Genomic DNA, 18257 nt, shown 5'->3' with positions numbered 1-18257 from the left:
CCCGGGGCACCATCTATTAAAGTCTACGTCTTAACGGATGTAGCAAATGCGATACTAGCTCAGTTGGTAGAGCGCAACCTTGCCAAGGTTGAGGTCATCGGTTCGAACCCGATGTATCGCTCCAAATTAAAAAGCCCGAACAGAAATGTTCGGGCTTTTTGGTTTCTGTTGTTCAGCTTTTTCTGGCTCACATTTTTCCTATTTGATTCCCCCTAGTTAGACGGTGGGTAAAATATTGAAATTCTCATACCTTTAACTTCGTTTTAAAAGCAAGATTCCCTATGAACTCGTTCCTCGTACTAGGGAATGACGAAAGGGTGCTGAGATCTCAAAGCCTCACTAGCAACGTTTGTATACCCGCGTTGTCATCCTCGGGCGTGAGGAACGAGCGAACCGGGGCTCTACTTATCGCCTGCTAACTAACGAGTGTTTAACCTATTGCGTCAGATAGCTTCTTGAATAAAGCATTATAACGGCATGATGTAAGGGATCTTTATGAGCCCGCCCCTCATACTGGGGAGAACGGAAAGACGCAATACTCTCGAAGCCTCTCCAACACAGCTTGTATACTCACTTCGTCATCCTCGGCATGAGGAACGAGTGAACCGAGGATCTTGTTTAAAAATTAGGTTGATGATTATTACAGCTCTTGCTTAATCGTTGTTCTTATTTCTTAAGTCATTATTAAAAACTATTGATCGTTCATTTCACTTTATGTTATTTTTCGGGCAATCTCGGAATGAACAATGTTCAAGAAGAGCAACGATTGCTTCTGGGGGATACGCGTAATGACCATTCTTGCTGATTGGGACATTACGTAGGGTAGGTATCGGCTAATTCTTTAGCTGATAGACGGGATACTTATGGCGCAGTTCGTCATGTTAATGGGAAACCCAACATTGAACACACTAATAACAACATTGCTAATCAGCTCTGCATTTCCAAAGGGACCAGCTCCTCATAGCTGCCCGATCCTGCAAAAATGTCCAATTCTTCAAAACAGTAGCATTACTGAACCTTGAGCTCACGCTAACTAGTTTCTGCTGTCCTAAGACGGCCTAATTTCGTATTCGTCATTTGACTTATGCGAGCGTCCAGCTATATCTCATTTCTAGACAATACGCGTGTTTCACTATGAATTCTCTCCAAATTTAAAGAGAGCTAGTGGGTATTTGCGTGTTATGGAGGTGAGTATGAACACATTCAAGGGGACTTTTATGACTACCGCCTTTGAAGTCGATATTAATACTATCGCAAATTCATTTTCAACTATGGTTCCTATCGTAGAGGGAACTTACGACCTAACGCCTGACGCTATTTTGCTAGAGCAAGAACAGCATGAGTCGGATGTTCGCTCTTACCCAAGACGCCTACCAATTGCTATTAAACGAGCATGTGGTGTTTTAGTTGAAGATACTCGTGGCCAACTCTTTCTCGATTGCTTAGCTGGTGCAGGTACACTTTCTCTGGGCTACAACCACCCTGAGATTAACCAAGCACTTAAAGACCAACTCGATTCTGGTTTGCCATATCAGACACTTGATATTACGACTCAAGCAAAAGAGACGTTTATCAAGCGAGTAAAAGCTTTTCTCCCTCAAGACTTTTCAACGAACTCGGTTCTTCAATTCTGTGGCCCGTCTGGCGCTGACGCTGTGGAAGCCGCGATCAAGCTAGCCAAGCAAACCACAGGTCGTAACACTATGTTTGCTTTTCGCGGTGCTTACCACGGCATGACGAACGGCACCATGGGCATGATGGGTAACCTCGGCACTAAAGAACGTCGTAGCGGCTTGATGTCTGACGTACATTTCATGCCTTTCCCATACAACCTCCGCTGCCCGTTTGGCATTGGTGGTGAAGCAGGTGCTAACGCAAGCATTCGTTACATCGAACGTATGTTGAACGATGACGAGTCTGGCATCATGAAACCAGCGGCGATGATCGTTGAGCCTGTGCAAGGTGAGGGCGGTGTGATTCCAGCTCCGGCGTCTTGGCTACAAGGTTTACGTCGCATCTGTGATGAGCATGGCATCCTACTGATTTTTGATGAAATTCAGTGTGGTGTGGGTAAAACGGGTCATCGATTTGCATTTGAAGAGTCAGGCGTTAATCCTGATATCTTATGCTTGTCTAAAGCGATTGGTGGCGGACTGCCTATGTCGCTGCTTGTATTCGATAAGAGTATTGATACTTGGAAAGCGGGTGAGCACACCGGTACATTCCGTGGCAACCAATTAGCAATGGTGTCTGGCGCTAAGGCGTTGGAAATCATCGAGCGAGATGGTTTAGTCGAGCACGCGAACATCGCAGGCCAATATTTACGTCACGGGCTCGAGAAGATTCAATCGCGTGTGAACTGTATTGCTGAAGTTCGTGGTAAAGGCTTGATGCTTGGCGCTGAGATCAAGCAACCAAATGGTGAGCTCAACAAATTTGGCGAGCCGCAATCAGACGGCGAACTGACTCTAGCTATTCAACGAGCAGCATTAGAGCGCGGCTTGATGGTTGAAAAGGGTGGTCGCGATGGTTCCGTAATTCGTTTCCTTCCGCCAATGATTATCTCTTTTGAGCAGATCGACTTTGCACTGCGCGTCATGGAAGAAGCGATCATCGCAGCGGGTGGTGGTTTACAACAAGACCCAGCTTCAAGCGAACAAACTAACCAAGAATGGAACAAGCATTTCATCCAGACAGGTTTAGGCGGTAGCGACGAATTTGCTAGTGTGATGAACCAAACCACTCAAGCAATGAAAGCCGTTTTTGAACAAGTTGAAACCCCTTATTCGGGTTTAGATCCAAAAGTGCTAGAAGCAGCTATCAATGCTGTTGATCTCGATAACAATCAACACGCTTTGGTTGATGTTGTAGATAGCACTGCAGATCTTGTCGCTGCAAACTCCATCTTCGTGCAACACCCAGACTGCATTGCACACCTTCACACTCCTCCTCTTATGGCTTCGGTAGCTGCGGAATCGATTATCGCGGCGTTGAATCAATCAATGGATTCATGGGACCAAGCATCTGCTGCGACTTATGTTGAGCAGCGTGTGGTGGATTGGATGTGTGACAAATACCAACTTGGCGCACAAGCTGACGGTGTTTTCACAAGCGGTGGCACGCAAAGTAACCTAATGGGCTTATTGCTTGCGAGAGACTGGGTTGCAGATAAGCACAATGGCCACTCAATCCAAAAGCTTGGCTTACCAGAATACGCAAGCAAGCTTCGTATTTTATGTTCAAAGAAATCTCACTTCACGGTTCAAAAGTCAGCTTCTCTACTAGGGTTAGGCGAAACAGCAGTGTGCTGCGTTGATACCAATGCAAATGGCACCATAAAGCCAGATTTGCTAGACGCAGAAGTGAAAGCACTTAAAGCTCAAGGTCTGATTCCTTTTGCTGTGGTTGGTACGGCGGGCACAACCGATCACGGTGCTATTGATGACCTGGAAGCGATTGCTGATATCGCCAACCAACAAGGCCTTTGGTTCCATGTCGACAGTGCTTACGGTGGCGCGCTTATTTTAAGTAGCCACAAAGCTCGTCTGAAAGGTATCGAAAAAGCGGACTCAGTGAGTGTCGACTTCCACAAGTTGTTCTTCCAAACCATCAGCTGTGGTGCTGTGCTTCTGAAAGACAAATCGAACTTTAAGTACTTACTGCATCACGCAGATTACTTGAATCGTGAACACGATGAGCTGCCAAATCTAGTCGATAAGTCTATCGCTACCACCAAGCGTTTCGATGCACTGAAAGTCTTCATGACCATGCAAAGCGTTGGGCCAAAGCAACTGGGTGATATGTACGATCATCTCCTAGAGCAGACGCTTGAGGTTGCCGACCTGATTCAGAAGCATGACGATTTTGAGCTGCTTGCTGAGCCGTCTCTTTCGACTGTGTTGTTCCGTTCGGTGCCTAACAATGGGCAATCAGCACACAACGCTCTTGATTTAGACAAACTGAATCAGACGTTAAGACTGGAGGCGCTGACTCGTGGTGTTGCCGTGCTTGGCGAAACGGTCGTCGACGGTAAAAGTGCGCTGAAATTTACAATCTTGAATCCGTGCTTAACGACATCAGATTTCAAATCTCTAATTAACAAAATTCAAACTTTAGCTATTGAGCTAGCAGAACAACAAGGGTAATTAAAACTATGGCTATTCTACAAATTGGTGCAGGCGGCGTTGGTTGGGTTGTTGCACACAAAGCAGCACAAAATAACGAAGTACTGGGTGATATCACAATCGCTTCTCGCACAATCGCGAAGTGTGAAAAAATCATCGAATCTATCAAGGGTAAAAACAACCTTAAAGATTCAACTAAGAAACTAGAAGCACGTTCAGTAGACGCTGATGATGTTGATGCGCTTGTTGCTTTGATTAAAGAAGTTCAGCCGGATCTAGTGATCAACGCTGGTCCTCCTTGGGTAAACATGGCAATCATGGAAGCGTGTTACCAATCTAAAGTATCTTATTTAGATACATCGGTTGCGGTTGACCTATGTTCTGAAGGCCAACAAGTACCACAAGCTTACGATTGGCAGTGGGGCTACCGTGAGAAGTTCGCTGAAGCGGGCATCACAGGTATTCTTGGCGCTGGTTTCGATCCAGGTGTGGTATCAATCTTTGCAGCGTACGCGGTTAAGCACTTGTTCGATGAGATTGACTCAATTGATGTAATGGACGTCAATGCTGGCGACCACGGCAAGAAGTTTGCGACAAACTTTGACCCAGAAACCAACATGCTTGAGATCCAAGGTGATTCTTTCTACTGGGAAAATGAAGAGTGGAAGCAAGTACCTTGCCACTCTCGTATGCTTGAGTTTGAATTCCCGAACTGTGGTTCTCACAAAGTTTACTCAATGGCACACGATGAAGTGCGTTCAATGAAGGAATTCATCCCAGCTAAGCGTATAGAATTCTGGATGGGCTTTGGTGATGCATACTTGAACTACTTCAACTGCATGCGTGATATCGGCCTTCTTAGCCCTGATCCGCTAACACTGCACGACGGCACTGTGGTTCAGCCTCTTCATGTTCTTAAAGCGCTGCTACCAGATCCAACATCTTTGGCTCCGGGTTACACAGGTTTAACGTGTATCGGTACTTGGGTTCAAGGTAAGAAAGACGGTAAAGAGCGTAGCGTATTCATCTACAATAACGCAGACCACGAAGTGGCTTACGAAGACGTAGAGCACCAAGCGATCTCTTACACAACAGGTGTACCTGCGATTACTGCTGCACTTCAGTTCTTCCGTGGCGAATGGGCTGATAAAGGCGTGTTCAACATGGAACAGCTAAACCCAGACCCGTTCCTAGCAACCATGCCGGAAATCGGGCTAGATTGGCATGTTCAAGAACTTGAAGCAGGCCAAGGTCTTCCTGTGATTCAAGAGCTGAAAAAATAAGAACTGATTTCTTGTTTTGATTGCTAATTAAAGGGGACATGGATTGTTCCCTTTTCGATGATGATAGCCTTGAAGCTTTGGTATCATTTATTTTGATTTTGTAACTCACTGCGCTCGGACAGGACAAAATCAAAATAAATCACACCAAAATTGTTAATTTACCTTTCCATCTATAGATGCTGCTTGAGTGTTTACAAAAATGACGTTTAAGAAAGAAGAACTAAAAACCCCATATTTCATGATCAACGAAGACAAGTTGATTGCGAATCTAGAGAAAGCCAAGCAACTGAAAGAGATTTCAGGTGTGAAATTGGTATTGGCACTCAAGTGTTTTTCGACATGGGGGGTGTTTGACATCATCAAACCTTACCTCGATGGCACGACAAGCTCTGGCCCATACGAAGTCAAGCTTGGCCACGAAACCTTTGGTGGTGAAACGCACGCTTACAGTGTGGGTTACAGCGAAGATGACGTGAGAGAAGTTGCGGATATCTGCGACAAGATGATCTTCAACTCTCAAAGTCAACTTGCTGCTTACCGTCATATTGTTGAAGATAGAGCTTCATTGGGTTTACGTTTAAATCCGGGCGTGAGCTATGCAGGACAAGACTTGGCTAACCCAGCGCGTCAATTCTCGCGTTTGGGTGTGCAAGCAGATCACATTAAACCGGAAATCTTCGATGAGATTAATGGTGTAATGTTCCACATGAACTGCGAGAACAAAGACGTTGATGCGTTTATCGGCCTACTTGATTCAATCTCAGAACAGTTTGGTGAGCATTTAGATAAATTGGACTGGGTGAGCATGGGCGGTGGTGTGTTCTTCACATGGCCGGGCTATGACATTGAAAAGCTTGGTCTTGCGCTAAAAGCCTTCTCTGAAAAGCACGGCGTGCAGATGTACCTTGAGCCGGGTGAAGCCATCATCACTAAAACAACTGACTTGGTTGTGACAGTGGTTGATATCGTAGAGAACGTGAAGAAAACCGCTATTGTGGATTCAGCTACCGAGGCACATCGCCTTGATACGCTTATCTATAATGAACCAGCATCGGTATTAGAAGCCTCTGAAAACGGTAGCCATGACTATGTGATTGGTTCATGCTCATGTCTTGCTGGCGATCAGTTCTGCGAAGCTAGCTTTGACGAGCCACTTAAGATTGGTCAAAAGCTGCACCTGCTAGACAGTGCAGGTTACACCATGGTGAAACTGAACTGGTTCAACGGCCTTAAAATGCCTTCAATCTACTGCGAGCGCGCCAATGGCGACGTTCAAAAGCTGAATGAGTTTGGCTATGAAGACTTTAAACGTTCTCTGTCACAGTGGTCAGTTAAGTAACTGAGTCATAAGCTTCTGAACAATAAAAAGAGCAGTCGGTGAGCTACTCTTTTTGTTTTTAGATAACTGTTACCAGAGAAAAGAGTAAGGATAGAAGTGAAATGCTATCCGTTAGCTCTCAATCATCACTCGAGTATCTTCACTGAGCGTTTCTAATTCATTTACGACATCATCAATCAAGACTTCAATTGGCAACTTCACGGCGATCTTGGAAGTAAATAGGCTTGAGCTAACACCACCGCCACCAGCGATAAATACTCGGTGGCAATCCATATCTAGAATGCTAATCCCTTGTCTGTCTAGTACATGTGTCACTTCGTTGACGATGCCAGCTCGGTCGTTAGAGTCAAGTCGTAAGTGATGTATTGTGTCTTGTGCGTTGTGAGTGTGGTCTGAATCAAAAAACTGCACGATCAAGTCAGCATTGGCACTGAAAGCATCCTTAACAATTGATTCGTTGATGGCAGGAAGTTGAATCTTTAATACGCCTGCAACTTGATCTTCAATAAAGTTAACTTTACTGATGAGCCATTTCCCGTCGTTTTCGTGAGTAACTGCAGCAAGTTGCTTGATTGTTGCTGGTGATGCTTGTCCGATAAAGTTTACGATAAATGTACTGTTCATATCAGCCCCCAAAGTCTCAATTGTTCGTTGCTAATTAAATGTTTGATATCACGCGATAAAGTTCTTTAATTTCAGTGTAGAAGGTTACATCGAACAATGTTTGACCTGTGTCAATTTTTGAAACTAAGCTGTGATGCAAAAAAAGAGAATGAAGAGTAGGGCACAAAAAAAGCGGCTAGAGAGCCGCTTTTAGAAGAGTTGTCGCATTTATGTGAAATGCAGTAACTTAGAGTTCAGAGACTGGAAGCCGATTTAAAACGTTACTTTAAAGTTCATACCAACAAACTGAGAGTCATATGTTGCCCCTGCATCGTAGGCGAATCGGGCTGCGTCTTTGTTATCCCACCAAGGGTTAGTATTCAGATTAACTTCTGCGTCACCACCCCATGCATCACTTACCCAGTAGTGTATATGGCCAACAGGGTTGAGGAAGAATAATGAAACATCACCCATGGTTTGAGAGCCCATCACTTCGCCACCTGAAGCAACAATGTCTTGCTCTGCTTCTAGCATCATTTCACCGACAACAGCCCCAAAGAATGGTGTAATAAAGATATCTTGCCATGAAGGTACTTCAGCAAACGCTTCTACGCCGTATTCCCAGAAAAATGTCGACATTGTCCAAGAGTATAAGAAAGACTCAAACTCGTCATAACCAGCATGTCGAGCTGCGGTGTAGTAAACACCACCGAAATACGGATGCATTACGTAGTTTAGGAAGTGTTCATCACGGTCCCATACTGGGCCTTCAGAAACGTTATCTTTCCATTTTTTACCTAGTGCACTGATATCACGCTGGTCATCATCCCACTTAGTGATACTTTCAGGTAAAAGCGTCATGAGACCAACGGTTGCGACACTTAAACCAAGAATGGTATAAGTTTGGCCCATGAGGTAATCCCAATCTTTGCCATCGCTAACGGTAAGGTAGAGTGGTTGTTTTTCGATGGTTAAATCATATTGGTCGCTTGTTTCGCTTAGCGCATAATTGTTACTAGGCTTATAGGTGTACAAGCTTTCATTAACACAGTAATCTTGAGCGCATTCATCCGAATAAGAAAGGTTGATTGGTTGGTCGAAGTCGTATTGGCTTGCAACCGAGTTAACTGACATTAGCATTGTAAATGCAGCAGTAACCTTCGTTAGTAACGGTGATTTGGCCACAAGGGTCTCCATGAGAAGTTAATAATTGATCCGAGTCACAATTATCTATTAAATGCTTAGTTTAGGGAACTAATAATTTATTGCTTTTCCTAAGAAAACCTTAGATTAAGCATTAGTAATATTTGTGAAAAGGTGAATGACTCAAACTCAACCTTAGACTAGTTTGTAAATAATGCCGTGTCTTTTAATGGCCACAAGGGATATAAATATGACGAAAATCGCAATGTTAAGCACTGGTGAAGAAGTTCTTCATGGGGACATTGTCGACACAAACGCAGCTTGGATGTCTGCTGAGTTTTATCAGCACGGCTTTGCTTTGGCAAAGCGTTCAACTGTGGGCGACCAAATGAACGCTCTGATCGAAGAACTGCTGATGCTGAGCTTCAACTATGATGTGGTTATCGTCAATGGTGGTTTGGGGCCGACAACTGATGATATGAGTGCGGCGGCTGCGGCTGCGGCCTCAGATCAAAAGCTTGTCATGTTCCCTGAGTGGCTGACTCGTATGGAAGAGATGTTCTCTGGACGTGGTATGCCGATGCCTGACAGTAACCTTAAGCAAGCTTTATTACCCGCGAGTTCAGAGATTGTTGATAATCCTGTGGGTACGGCTTGCGGCTTCAAGCTGAAAATCAACGATGCGACTTTCTATTTTACTCCTGGTGTACCGAGTGAATTCAAACGTATGGTGACGTTTGAGATTCTTCCTGACTTGTCGCGTACCTACCCTCAAGTGGTTGCCTCTGAATGCAGTCGATTGTTTACGTTTGGTTTGTCTGAATCGGGTATCTCGGATGTGTTAGACCAGCTTAAGCTTCCAGTAGGCTATGAACTTGGCTACCGCTCTTATCTGCCTTTTATTGAGGTCAAACTGTTTGGTCCTAAGGCAGACTTAGAAACTCGCGTTAAGCTTCTGCAAATGGTTTACAAGCTGCTAGAGAGTAATGTCGTGAGCGTTGATGAGCCAATGATTGACCATATTGGACACATCATGGCGGAAAAAAAGAAGACGTTATCTGTATCTGAAGTGTCGACCAAAGGCGCCCTATCAGCGTGGCTGCAATTGAATGAGCAGGTTGAAGACTGCTTTGGGCATTCATGGGTCATGGCTGAGCCAAAAGAGAGCGAACTTGAAAAGAGTGATCCATTAGCCGCAACCTTTGCACTGGCTGGCGCTACAAGAGAGAAGTGCGGTACAGAACTGGCTTTGGTTACTGGTAAATTAGAAGGCAACACATTCAGCGTCGCATTGTCGACTGAAGCAGGAGAGTGGGGACAGGTGCTTGAGTTTTATCGTCAGTACTCACGCGAAGACCAACGCAACGTGATTAAGACCGTTGCCGCCGATATGCTGAGAAGGCATCTAGACAACAAACCGATGTTTGGTACTTACTCTTCGGTTAAGCGATTGAAAGACATGTTTATTCCTAAAGCGGTACTATAAAACCAAGTCAACGCTATAAAGTCCAAGTTAAAGCTATAAAGCTATATATGTAATAAATCATATACATCAACAAAGCCGAGTTGGTGCAATAAGCGAGTTGTCTGATTGAGCCAACATGAAAAACAAAAAGGGCCTGATAATGAAGATTATCGGGCCCTTAAATTTTTAAGCTTTTCTGTTAACGATTCAACATTGTACTAATCGCGCTAAGTAGCTAAGTAGCTAAGTATAAGGTCTAAGTACAAGTATTAAGCACTTTTTTGCTTATTTCTGTGAATAACGTTACTCAGCGATAGTTCTGTTTTTGCTTTACAGATACAAGGCAAAATTTCATCGCCTTGCGTGTAAGCCATAGCAAAACCAACGTACTCGACTTCACCTGAATCCAACGTACAGCGGCAAGCGCCACAGTGGCCATCTCGGCAGTTGTATTCTGGCTCTAACCCTGCTTGTTCCATTGTTTCCAATAGAGTATTTGAAGGGTTAGATTCAATAGAAGTCAGCTTGTTGATTTTGATTGTTGGCATTACAGCTCAAACCCTTCAAAGTCGTCAGCTTTTACTTCGTTGTCGATTTGGCCAACTAGGTAAGAACTGATTTCAGCTTCTTGTGGAGCAACTTGAACGTTATCTGAAGACAACCAAGCGTTGATCCATGGAATTGGGTTCGACGTTGCTTCTGGGTAAGCGGTACCTAGACCAACAGCCTGCATACGGATGTTAGTAATGTACTCAACGTATTGGCAAAGAATGTCTTTGTTTAGACCAATCATAGAGCCATCTTTGAATAGGTATTCTGCCCACTCTTTCTCTTGCTCTGCTGCTTCTTTGAATAGGTCGAAACACTCTTGCTTACACTCTTCAGCGATCTGCATGAATTCGAAGTCATCTTGGCCATTACGCAGCAAGTTGATCATGTGCTGTGTACCAGTAAGGTGAAGAGCTTCATCACGAGCGATTAGCTTGATGATCTTCGCGTTACCTTCCATTAGCTCACGTTCAGCGAATGCGAATGAACATGCAAAACTCACGTAGAAACGAATCGCTTCCAGTGCGTTTACAGACATTAGACATACGTAAAGCTTCTTCTTCAGGTCGTGAAGTGAGATCTTAACGTCTTCGCCGTTGATGTTGTGGTTGCCTTCACCGTAGCGGTGGTAGTCAGCCGTCAGCTTGATCAAATCGTCGTAGTAAAATGCGATGTCTTTAGCGCGCTTCAGGATCTCTTCGTTTTCAACGATGTCGTCGAATACTACGCCTGGATCATTTACGATGTTACGGATGATGTGCGTGTAAGAACGAGAGTGAATCGTTTCAGAGAATGACCATGTCTCAATCCAAGTTTCAACTTCTGGTAGTGATACCAATGGAAGTAGGGCAACGTTAGGGCTGCGGCCTTGGATAGAATCTAGAAGCGTTTGGTACTTCAAGTTAGAGATGAAGATGTGCTTTTCATGCTCAGGAAGCTTGTTGTAGTCGATACGGTCACTAGACACGTCGACCTCTTCTGGGCGCCAGAAGAAAGAAAGCTGCTTCTCGATAAGCTTTTCGAAGATTTCAAATTTTTGTTGGTCGTAACGTGCAACGTTTACCGACTGACCCAAGAACATTGGTTCTTTTAGTTGGTCATTTTTTTGTTGAGAAAAAGTACTGTAAGCCATAAATGCCTCAAATCCTTTAAAGACCCGCAATAAAACGGACCCTGTTAATGCTTTAAACCCAGAGAAGATAACTCTTCTCTGGGGTCTTAATGTTTATTGCGGTTTAGATCTTACAACCGCCGCCTTCACAATCTTCTTCCGGCACTTGAACTGCATCGCCTTGGTCGTCTTTAGCACCATCACGCGTGTTATGGTAGTAAAGCGTTTTAACACCATACTTGTATGCAGTTAGTAGGTCTTTAAGCAGCTGCTTCATTGGAACCTTACCGCTGTCGTAAACACTTGGATCATAGTTAGTGTTTGCAGAGATAGCTTGGTCAACGAATTTTTGCATGATACCCACTAAGTGTAGGTAACCGTCGTTATTGCCAATGTTCCAAAGTAGCTCGTAGTTGTTTTTAAGATTTAAGAAATCAGGAACAACTTGCTTCAGGATACCGTCTTTCGACGCTTTCACTGATACATAACCACGTGGTGGCTCGATACCGTTAGTCGCGTTCGAGATTTGAGACGAAGTCTCAGAAGGCATAAGCGCTGTTAGCGTAGAGTTACGCAGACCGTGCTCCATGATCTCTTCACGTAGCGTGTCCCAATCGTAGTGCAGAGGCTCTTCACATACTAAGTCGATATCTTTTTTATAAGTATCGATTGGCAGTAGGCCTTTCGCGTAGTTGGTCTCGTGGAAAGATGGGCAACGGCCTTGTTCTTTCGCAAGTTCAACAGACGCTTTTAGTAAGTGGTATTGAATTGCTTCAAAAGTACGGTGAGTCAGGCCATTTGCGCTGCCGTCAGAGTACTTAACACCATTCTTCGCCAGGTAGTATGCATAGTTGATGACACCCACACCTAAAGTACGACGATTCATTGTCGATTTGTATGCTGCTGGAAGCGGGTAGTCTTGGTAATCAAGCAGTGCATCAAGTGCACGAACAACCAATTCAGAAAGCTCTGCTAAGTCGTCGAGTTCATTGATTGCGCCAAGGTTGAACGCTGAAAGCGTACACAGTGCAATCTCACCTTCGTCATCTTCCACGTTAGAAAGTGGCTTAGTTGGTAGCGCGATTTCTAGACATAGGTTCGATTGACGAACAGGTGCTACTTCAGAATCAAACGGGCTGTGTGTATTACAGTGGTCAACGTTCTGAATGTAGATACGACCAGTAGAAGCACGCTCTTGCATTAGTAGAGAGAACAGTTCAACCGCTTTCACAGTTTCACGTTTCACTGAAGGATCGTTTTCGTACTTAACGTACAGCTCTTCAAAACGCTCTTGGTTTTCGAAGAACGCATCGTAAAGTCCAGGTACATCTGAAGGGGAGAACAGGCTGATGTTGCCACCTTGAACAAGACGAGAGTACATAAGCTTATTAAGCTGTACGCCGTAGTCCATGTGACGAACACGGTTCTCTTCAACACCACGGTTGTTTTTCAGTACTAATAGAGACTGAACTTCACCGTGCCATAGTGGGTAGAACACGGTTGCTGCACCGCCACGAACACCACCTTGAGAACAACATTTTACTGCTGTTTGGAAGTATTTGTAGAAAGGGATACAGCCAGTGTGGAACGCTTCACCACCACGAATTTCAGAACCAAGCGCACGGATACGACCTGCGTTGATACCAATACCAGCACGTTGAGATACGTAACGAACAATAGAGCTTGCTGTTGCGTTGATAGAATCAAGGCTGTCACCACACTCGATCAGCACACAAGAACTGAATTGACGAGTAGGCGTACGTACACCAGACATAATTGGTGTAGGTAGAGAAATCTTAAACGTAGACGAGGCGTCGTAAAAACGTTTGATGTAATCCAGACGAGTTGATTTCGGGTATTTACCGAATAAACAAGCAGCAACTAGGATGTAAAGGAACTGAGCACTCTCGTAGATTTCTTTTGTTACACGGTTTTGCACGAAGTATTTACCTTCAAGCTGCTTGACCGCTGCATAAGAGAAGTCCAAGTCACGCTTGTGGTCGATGTACGCGTCAAGCTCGTCAAACTCAGCTTTCGTGTAGTCTTCCATTAGGTGGCTATCGTATTTACCCATATCAACCAGTTTTGCAACGTGGTCATATAGAGCCGGTGGCTCGTACTCGCCGTACGCTTTTTTACGTAGATGGAATACTGACAGACGTGCTGCTAGATATTGGTAATCAGGAGTCTCTTCAGAGATTAAATCCGCTGCTGACTTGATGATTGTCTCATGGATGTCAGTGGTGGTGATGCCATCGTAAAACTGAATGTGAGCTTTCAATTCTACTTGTGATACAGAAACATTGTGCAAGCCTTCAGCTGCCCATGTGATCACTCGATGGATTTTCTCTAAATCGATTGTTTCTTTGCGCCCGTTACGTTTGGTAACAGTAAGTTGTTGGTTCATTCTGCTTAATTTCCCTAACAAAACTGAACAAAGCCGTGTTTTTGTGTATTTCTGTGTAATTTTTGTAAATTACGTTTCGGCTTTGTGATCTTGGTCTACCCATACATTGTAGTTCAAACACAACATATAGGGGTCATTTGTTTGTTGGGTTACAAGATAGTGCTACAGCTTATATTTTTCAAGGTAAAGAAATGGGAGTGCTTGTGGATAAGTGGTGGATTGAAAAAAAACTGTAAGTGACCACTAACTGACGAGGTTCGATGTGACTTGATTGTATAAAAATAGCCGTTTAAGGTTGCTTTATTTTTGCGCACACATAAAAAAAAATCCCTTGATCTTTGAGCAAAATGGGCAATGGATTTTGGATGATTAAAATTAAATCTAGGTGGTCAAAATGGAAGCGAGCGCACGAAATTTAGACTGAAAAAAGTCGTAAAGTTATGTTAATTACAACTCTTTTCAATCGTCTTTTTCTAAAAGATTTTAAGCTGGTGATATTAATAGTTATCGGGTGAGATTTTGCGTGTGGACTATGTAGTTAACATCTACATTTGTGCCCAAACGGTAAGTGTCCGTTAACGGGTTGTAGTGCAGTCCTGTAATCCCCAATTCTTGCAGCGGAGTGTTGTCTATCATCTTGATAAGTTCCGCTGGGCGAATGAACTTTTCGTGGTCGTGAGTACCTTCTGGGACAATCTTAAGTAGCTTTTCTGCACCTACTATAGCGAATAGGTAAGACTTAAAGTTACGGTTCAATGTCGAGAAGAACACATGGCCGCCCGGTTTAACCAACTTTGAACAAGCCGAGATAACCGATTGTGGGTCTGGTACGTGCTCTAGCATTTCCATGCAGGTCACCACATCGTAAGTTTGTGGGTTTTGCTCAGCATGATCTTCAATGGTGCTTTGAATGTAATCAAGCTTGGTGCCGGTTTCTAATGCATGCAGACGAGCGACTTCTAGCGGTTCTTTACCCATATCTAAACCAGTGACTAGCGCACCTTCAACGGCCATGCTCTCAGCCAAAATACCGCCACCGCAGCCAACATCGAGAACTTTCTTGCCAAATAGGCCTTCGGCTTTCTCTAGCACGTAATTTAAGCGCAACGGATTGATTTGATGTAGTGGCTTAAACTCGCCTTCTAGATCCCACCAGCGCGACGCCATGTCTTCGAATTTTTTGATTTCTGCTGGGTCTACGTTCTGTGATTTAGTCATAATCGGCATTTCCAAGTTAAATAATGCATCCATGAAATTGCAGGCATTATAACTTGCCTTTTCCTGCTGACCAGAAGATCTACAATTTTGCTAGTTTATTGGATGTAAAGTGACCATGTTTCAGCAAGATATGACGCTGAGGTGCAATTTCTCATCAATAGATTGGCTACAAGGGTCACAAGATGGTAAAAGGAGAGGGAAAGTGATGCCTCCGTAGGTAAATTTGTGTTATATTTTTCGGTCTTATACGTATTCAAAAATACGATCTGACTATAGAGGGAAAATGGCTCTATGAGCGATCTAGCGAAAGAGATCACGCCCGTAAATATTGAAGATGAGCTTAGAGGTTCATACCTAGACTACGCGATGTCCGTCATCGTTGGTCGTGCCCTTCCAGATGTGCGTGATGGCCTAAAACCAGTACACCGCCGCGTTTTGTTCGCGATGAATGTACTAGGTAATGATTGGAACAAAGCATATAAAAAGTCTGCTCGTGTAGTAGGCGATGTAATCGGTAAATATCACCCACACGGTGATAGTGCGGTATACGAGTCAATTGTTCGTATGGCTCAGCCGTTTTCACTACGCTATATGTTAGTCGATGGCCAAGGTAACTTTGGTTCGGTTGACGGCGATTCAGCTGCGGCAATGCGTTATACCGAAGTTCGTATGTCAAAAATAGCTGGTGAGCTATTAACGGATCTTGATAAAGATACGGTTGACTTCGTTCCTAACTATGATGGAACCGAGCAAATACCAGCAGTTTTACCAACAAAAATACCAAACCTATTGGTTAACGGTGCTTCTGGTATCGCAGTAGGTATGGCTACCAACATCCCGCCGCATAACCTTGGCGAAGTTGTTGATGGCTGTTTAGCATTTATCAATAATGAAGACATCACTATTGATGAGCTAATGGACTACATCCCGGGTCCAGACTTCCCGACAGCAGCATTAATCAGTGGCCGTAAGGGCATTGTTGATGCATATAAGACTGGTCGTGGCAAAGTTTACATGCGCTCACGAGCGAATATTGAAATGGAAAAGAACGGTAAAGAAACAATTATCGTTACTGAAATTCCATATCAAGTGAACAAAGCTCGTCTGATCGAGAAGATTGCAGAACTTGTAAAAGACAAGAAAGTTGAAGGCATCAGTGCACTGCGTGACGAATCTGATAAAGATGGTATGCGTATTGTTATTGAATGTAAGCGTGATGCTGTCGGTGAAGTTGTACTAAACAACCTTTACTCACAAACTCAACTGCAAACGACTTTCGGCATCAACATGGTTGCTCTGAACAACGGCCAACCACAACTTTTCAACATTAAAGATATGTTGAAGTGTTTTGTTGATCACCGTCGTGAAGTTGTGACACGTCGTACTATCTTCGAACTGAAGAAAGCACGCGACCGTGCACATATCTTGGAAGCTCTATCTTTAGCGCTTGCAAACATTGATGAAATCATTGAACTGATCAAGAACGCACCAACACCAGCAGAAGCTAAAGTTGGTCTAGTATCTCGTGGTTGGGATCTTGGTAACGTTGCATCAATGCTTGAACGTGCTGGTACTGATGCAGCTCGTCCAGATTGGCTTGAAGACCAATACGGTATCCGTGATGGTCAATACTTCCTAACGGAAACTCAAGCGCAAGCTATTCTAGAACTTCGTCTTCACCGCCTAACTGGCCTTGAGCACGAGAAGATTCTAGACGAATACAAAGCACTTCTAGAAGAGATCGCTGAGCTAATGCATATCCTTGCAAGCACTGAGCGTTTGATGGAAGTGATCCGTGAAGAACTTGAAGCGGTACGTGATATCTATGGCGACGAACGTCGTACAGAAATCACAGCAGCGGTTCATGACATCGACATGGAAGAGCTAATTGCTCAAGAAGACGTTGTAGTAACGCTTTCTAACGCAGGTTACGTTAAGTACCAAATCCTAAGCGACTACGAAGCTCAGCGTCGTGGTGGTAAAGGTAAGAGTGCAACTAAGATGAAAGATGAGGATTACATTGAGCGTCTGCTTGTTGCTAATACTCACGATAACATCTTATGTTTCTCTACTCGTGGTAAAACGTACCGCTTGAAAGTTTACCAACTGCCTCAAGCAAGCCGCACGGCTCGTGGTAAGCCTATCGTTAACATTCTTCCTCTAGAAGAAGGTGAGCGTATTACGGCTATCCTGCCTGTTTCTGAGTTCTCTAACGAGAAATTCATCTTCATGGCAACAGGCGACGGTACCGTTAAGAAGACATCACTGGATCAATTCGCAAACGTACGTGCTAACGGCCTAATCGCAGTTAACTTACGTGACGATGATTCACTGATTGGCGTTGATATTACTGACGGTAATAGCGACATCATGCTGTTCTCGAAGTCGGGCAAAGTTGTTCGCTTTAACGAGGACAAAGTACGTCCAATGGGTCGTACTGCCTCTGGTGTTCGTGGTATGAAGCTTCCAGAAGACGATCAAGTGGTTTCACTGATTGTTCCTTCAAACGAAGGCGATATCCTAACTGTGACTCAAAACGGTTACGGTAAGCGTACTGAGCTGGCTGAATACCCAACGAAAGGCCGTGCAACGCAAGGTGTAGTATCTATCAAAGTCTCTGATCGTAATGGCCCAGTAGTTGGTGCTGTTCAGGTTGAAGAAGGCGATGAAATGATGATGATCACCGACGCAGGTACACTAGTACGTACTCGCGTAGCGGAAGTAAGCCAAGTTGGTCGTAACACTCAAGGTGTAACACTGATTCGTACTGCTGAAGACGAGAATGTTGTAGGTCTACAACGTATCGACGAAGTAGAAGAAGCTGAGATTGTTGAAGGCGAAGAAACTGAAGAAGCAAATGCTGACGCAGTAAACGCTGAAACGGCTGTTGTTTCTGAATCAAGTGAAGAGCAAGCATCTGATGCTTCTGACTCTGAAAGTGATAGCGAGCAAGACACTGAGTAATCTCGATTACGTTAAGTAATTAAGCTTACCAATGAAAAAACCGAGCCTAAG

11 protein-coding genes and 1 tRNA gene are annotated in these 18257 nt (G+C 44.2%); 6 read left to right on the top strand and 6 right to left on the bottom strand.

Features of this window, described 5'->3' with window-relative positions:
* The first annotated feature begins 48 nt into the window (after positions 1–48).
* From AB4232_RS09170 to nspC, 4 genes are all read left to right on the top strand, one after another.
* Positions 49–124, top strand: a tRNA-Gly gene (locus AB4232_RS09170).
* A 1069-nt stretch (positions 125–1193) separates the two neighbouring features.
* Complete coding sequence (locus AB4232_RS09165) at positions 1194–4145, top strand: pyridoxal phosphate-dependent class III aminotransferase (protein WP_372086977.1); 2952 nt, start codon at positions 1194–1196, stop codon at positions 4143–4145.
* A gap of 8 nt (positions 4146–4153) precedes the next feature.
* A complete protein-coding gene (locus tag AB4232_RS09160; RefSeq protein WP_372086976.1) occupies positions 4154–5407 on the top strand; it encodes a carboxynorspermidine synthase in 1254 nt (417 codons plus the stop codon).
* A gap of 199 nt (positions 5408–5606) precedes the next feature.
* Positions 5607–6746, top strand: coding sequence for a carboxynorspermidine decarboxylase (gene nspC, locus AB4232_RS09155; RefSeq protein WP_372086975.1), 1140 nt, complete (start codon positions 5607–5609; stop codon positions 6744–6746).
* A 111-nt stretch (positions 6747–6857) separates the two neighbouring features.
* Here nspC and AB4232_RS09150 read toward each other — a convergent pair whose 3' ends face one another.
* Positions 6858–7370 (bottom strand): glycine cleavage system protein R, encoded by a 513-nt coding sequence (locus AB4232_RS09150; protein WP_372086974.1) that lies wholly within the window; start codon positions 7368–7370, stop codon positions 6858–6860.
* 252 nt (positions 7371–7622) lie between these two features.
* Positions 7623–8534: a DUF3943 domain-containing protein gene (locus AB4232_RS09145; RefSeq protein WP_009848852.1), complete on the bottom strand. Its 912-nt coding sequence runs from the start codon at positions 8532–8534 to the stop codon at positions 7623–7625.
* 208 nt (positions 8535–8742) lie between these two features.
* Between AB4232_RS09145 and AB4232_RS09140 the strand changes: the two genes are divergently transcribed.
* Positions 8743–9978 (top strand): CinA family nicotinamide mononucleotide deamidase-related protein, encoded by a 1236-nt coding sequence (locus AB4232_RS09140; protein WP_372086973.1) that lies wholly within the window; start codon positions 8743–8745, stop codon positions 9976–9978.
* 248 nt (positions 9979–10226) lie between these two features.
* On the opposite strand, the gene yfaE is transcribed toward AB4232_RS09140, so the two are convergent.
* The 4 genes from yfaE to ubiG form a co-directional block, all read right to left on the bottom strand.
* A complete protein-coding gene (gene yfaE / locus AB4232_RS09135; protein ID WP_012604325.1) occupies positions 10227–10505 on the bottom strand; it encodes a class I ribonucleotide reductase maintenance protein YfaE in 279 nt (92 codons plus the stop codon).
* On the bottom strand, positions 10505–11638 hold the full coding sequence (gene nrdB, locus AB4232_RS09130; protein WP_004733365.1) for a class Ia ribonucleoside-diphosphate reductase subunit beta: 1134 nt from the start codon (positions 11636–11638) through the stop codon (positions 10505–10507). Before nrdB ends, yfaE begins: the two co-directional genes overlap by 1 nt.
* A gap of 103 nt (positions 11639–11741) precedes the next feature.
* The gene (nrdA, locus tag AB4232_RS09125; protein WP_009848849.1) at positions 11742–14024 is read right to left on the bottom strand and encodes a class 1a ribonucleoside-diphosphate reductase subunit alpha; all 2283 of its coding nucleotides are present in this window, start codon (positions 14022–14024) and stop codon (positions 11742–11744) included.
* Positions 14025–14528: 504 nt separating this feature from the next.
* The gene (ubiG, locus tag AB4232_RS09120; RefSeq protein WP_135382615.1) at positions 14529–15275 is read right to left on the bottom strand and encodes a bifunctional 2-polyprenyl-6-hydroxyphenol methylase/3-demethylubiquinol 3-O-methyltransferase UbiG; all 747 of its coding nucleotides are present in this window, start codon (positions 15273–15275) and stop codon (positions 14529–14531) included.
* Between the two features lie 258 nt (positions 15276–15533).
* On the opposite strand from ubiG, the gene gyrA reads away from it, so the two are divergent.
* On the top strand, positions 15534–18206 hold the full coding sequence (gyrA, locus tag AB4232_RS09115; RefSeq protein ID WP_017106649.1) for a DNA topoisomerase (ATP-hydrolyzing) subunit A: 2673 nt from the start codon (positions 15534–15536) through the stop codon (positions 18204–18206).
* The last annotated feature ends 51 nt before the right edge of the window (positions 18207–18257 follow it).

Origin of the sequence: Vibrio sp. 10N.286.46.A8 (genome assembly GCF_041470165.1) — a bacterium.
Lineage (GTDB): Bacteria > Pseudomonadota > Gammaproteobacteria > Enterobacterales > Vibrionaceae > Vibrio > Vibrio tasmaniensis_A.
Note: the sequence above shows the minus strand (reverse complement) of the source record. Positions and strands in the feature narration are given on the sequence as shown.

Bases quoted from the DNA above. Each gene is read 5' to 3' on its own strand.
- AB4232_RS09165 (WP_372086977.1), top strand. From the start codon at position 1,194: ATGAACACATTCAAGGGGACTTTTATGACTACCGCCTTTGAAGTCGAT.
- AB4232_RS09160 (WP_372086976.1), top strand. From the start codon at position 4,154: ATGGCTATTCTACAAATTGGTGCAGGCGGCGTTGGTTGGGTTGTTGCA.
- nspC (WP_372086975.1), top strand. From the start codon at position 5,607: ATGACGTTTAAGAAAGAAGAACTAAAAACCCCATATTTCATGATCAAC.
- AB4232_RS09150 (WP_372086974.1), bottom strand. From the start codon at position 7,370: ATGAACAGTACATTTATCGTAAACTTTATCGGACAAGCATCACCAGCA.
- AB4232_RS09140 (WP_372086973.1), top strand. From the start codon at position 8,743: ATGACGAAAATCGCAATGTTAAGCACTGGTGAAGAAGTTCTTCATGGG.
- yfaE (WP_012604325.1), bottom strand. From the start codon at position 10,505: ATGCCAACAATCAAAATCAACAAGCTGACTTCTATTGAATCTAACCCT.
- nrdB (WP_004733365.1), bottom strand. From the start codon at position 11,638: ATGGCTTACAGTACTTTTTCTCAACAAAAAAATGACCAACTAAAAGAA.
- nrdA (WP_009848849.1), bottom strand. From the start codon at position 14,024: ATGAACCAACAACTTACTGTTACCAAACGTAACGGGCGCAAAGAAACA.
- ubiG (WP_135382615.1), bottom strand. From the start codon at position 15,275: ATGGATGCATTATTTAACTTGGAAATGCCGATTATGACTAAATCACAG.
- gyrA (WP_017106649.1), top strand. From the start codon at position 15,534: ATGAGCGATCTAGCGAAAGAGATCACGCCCGTAAATATTGAAGATGAG.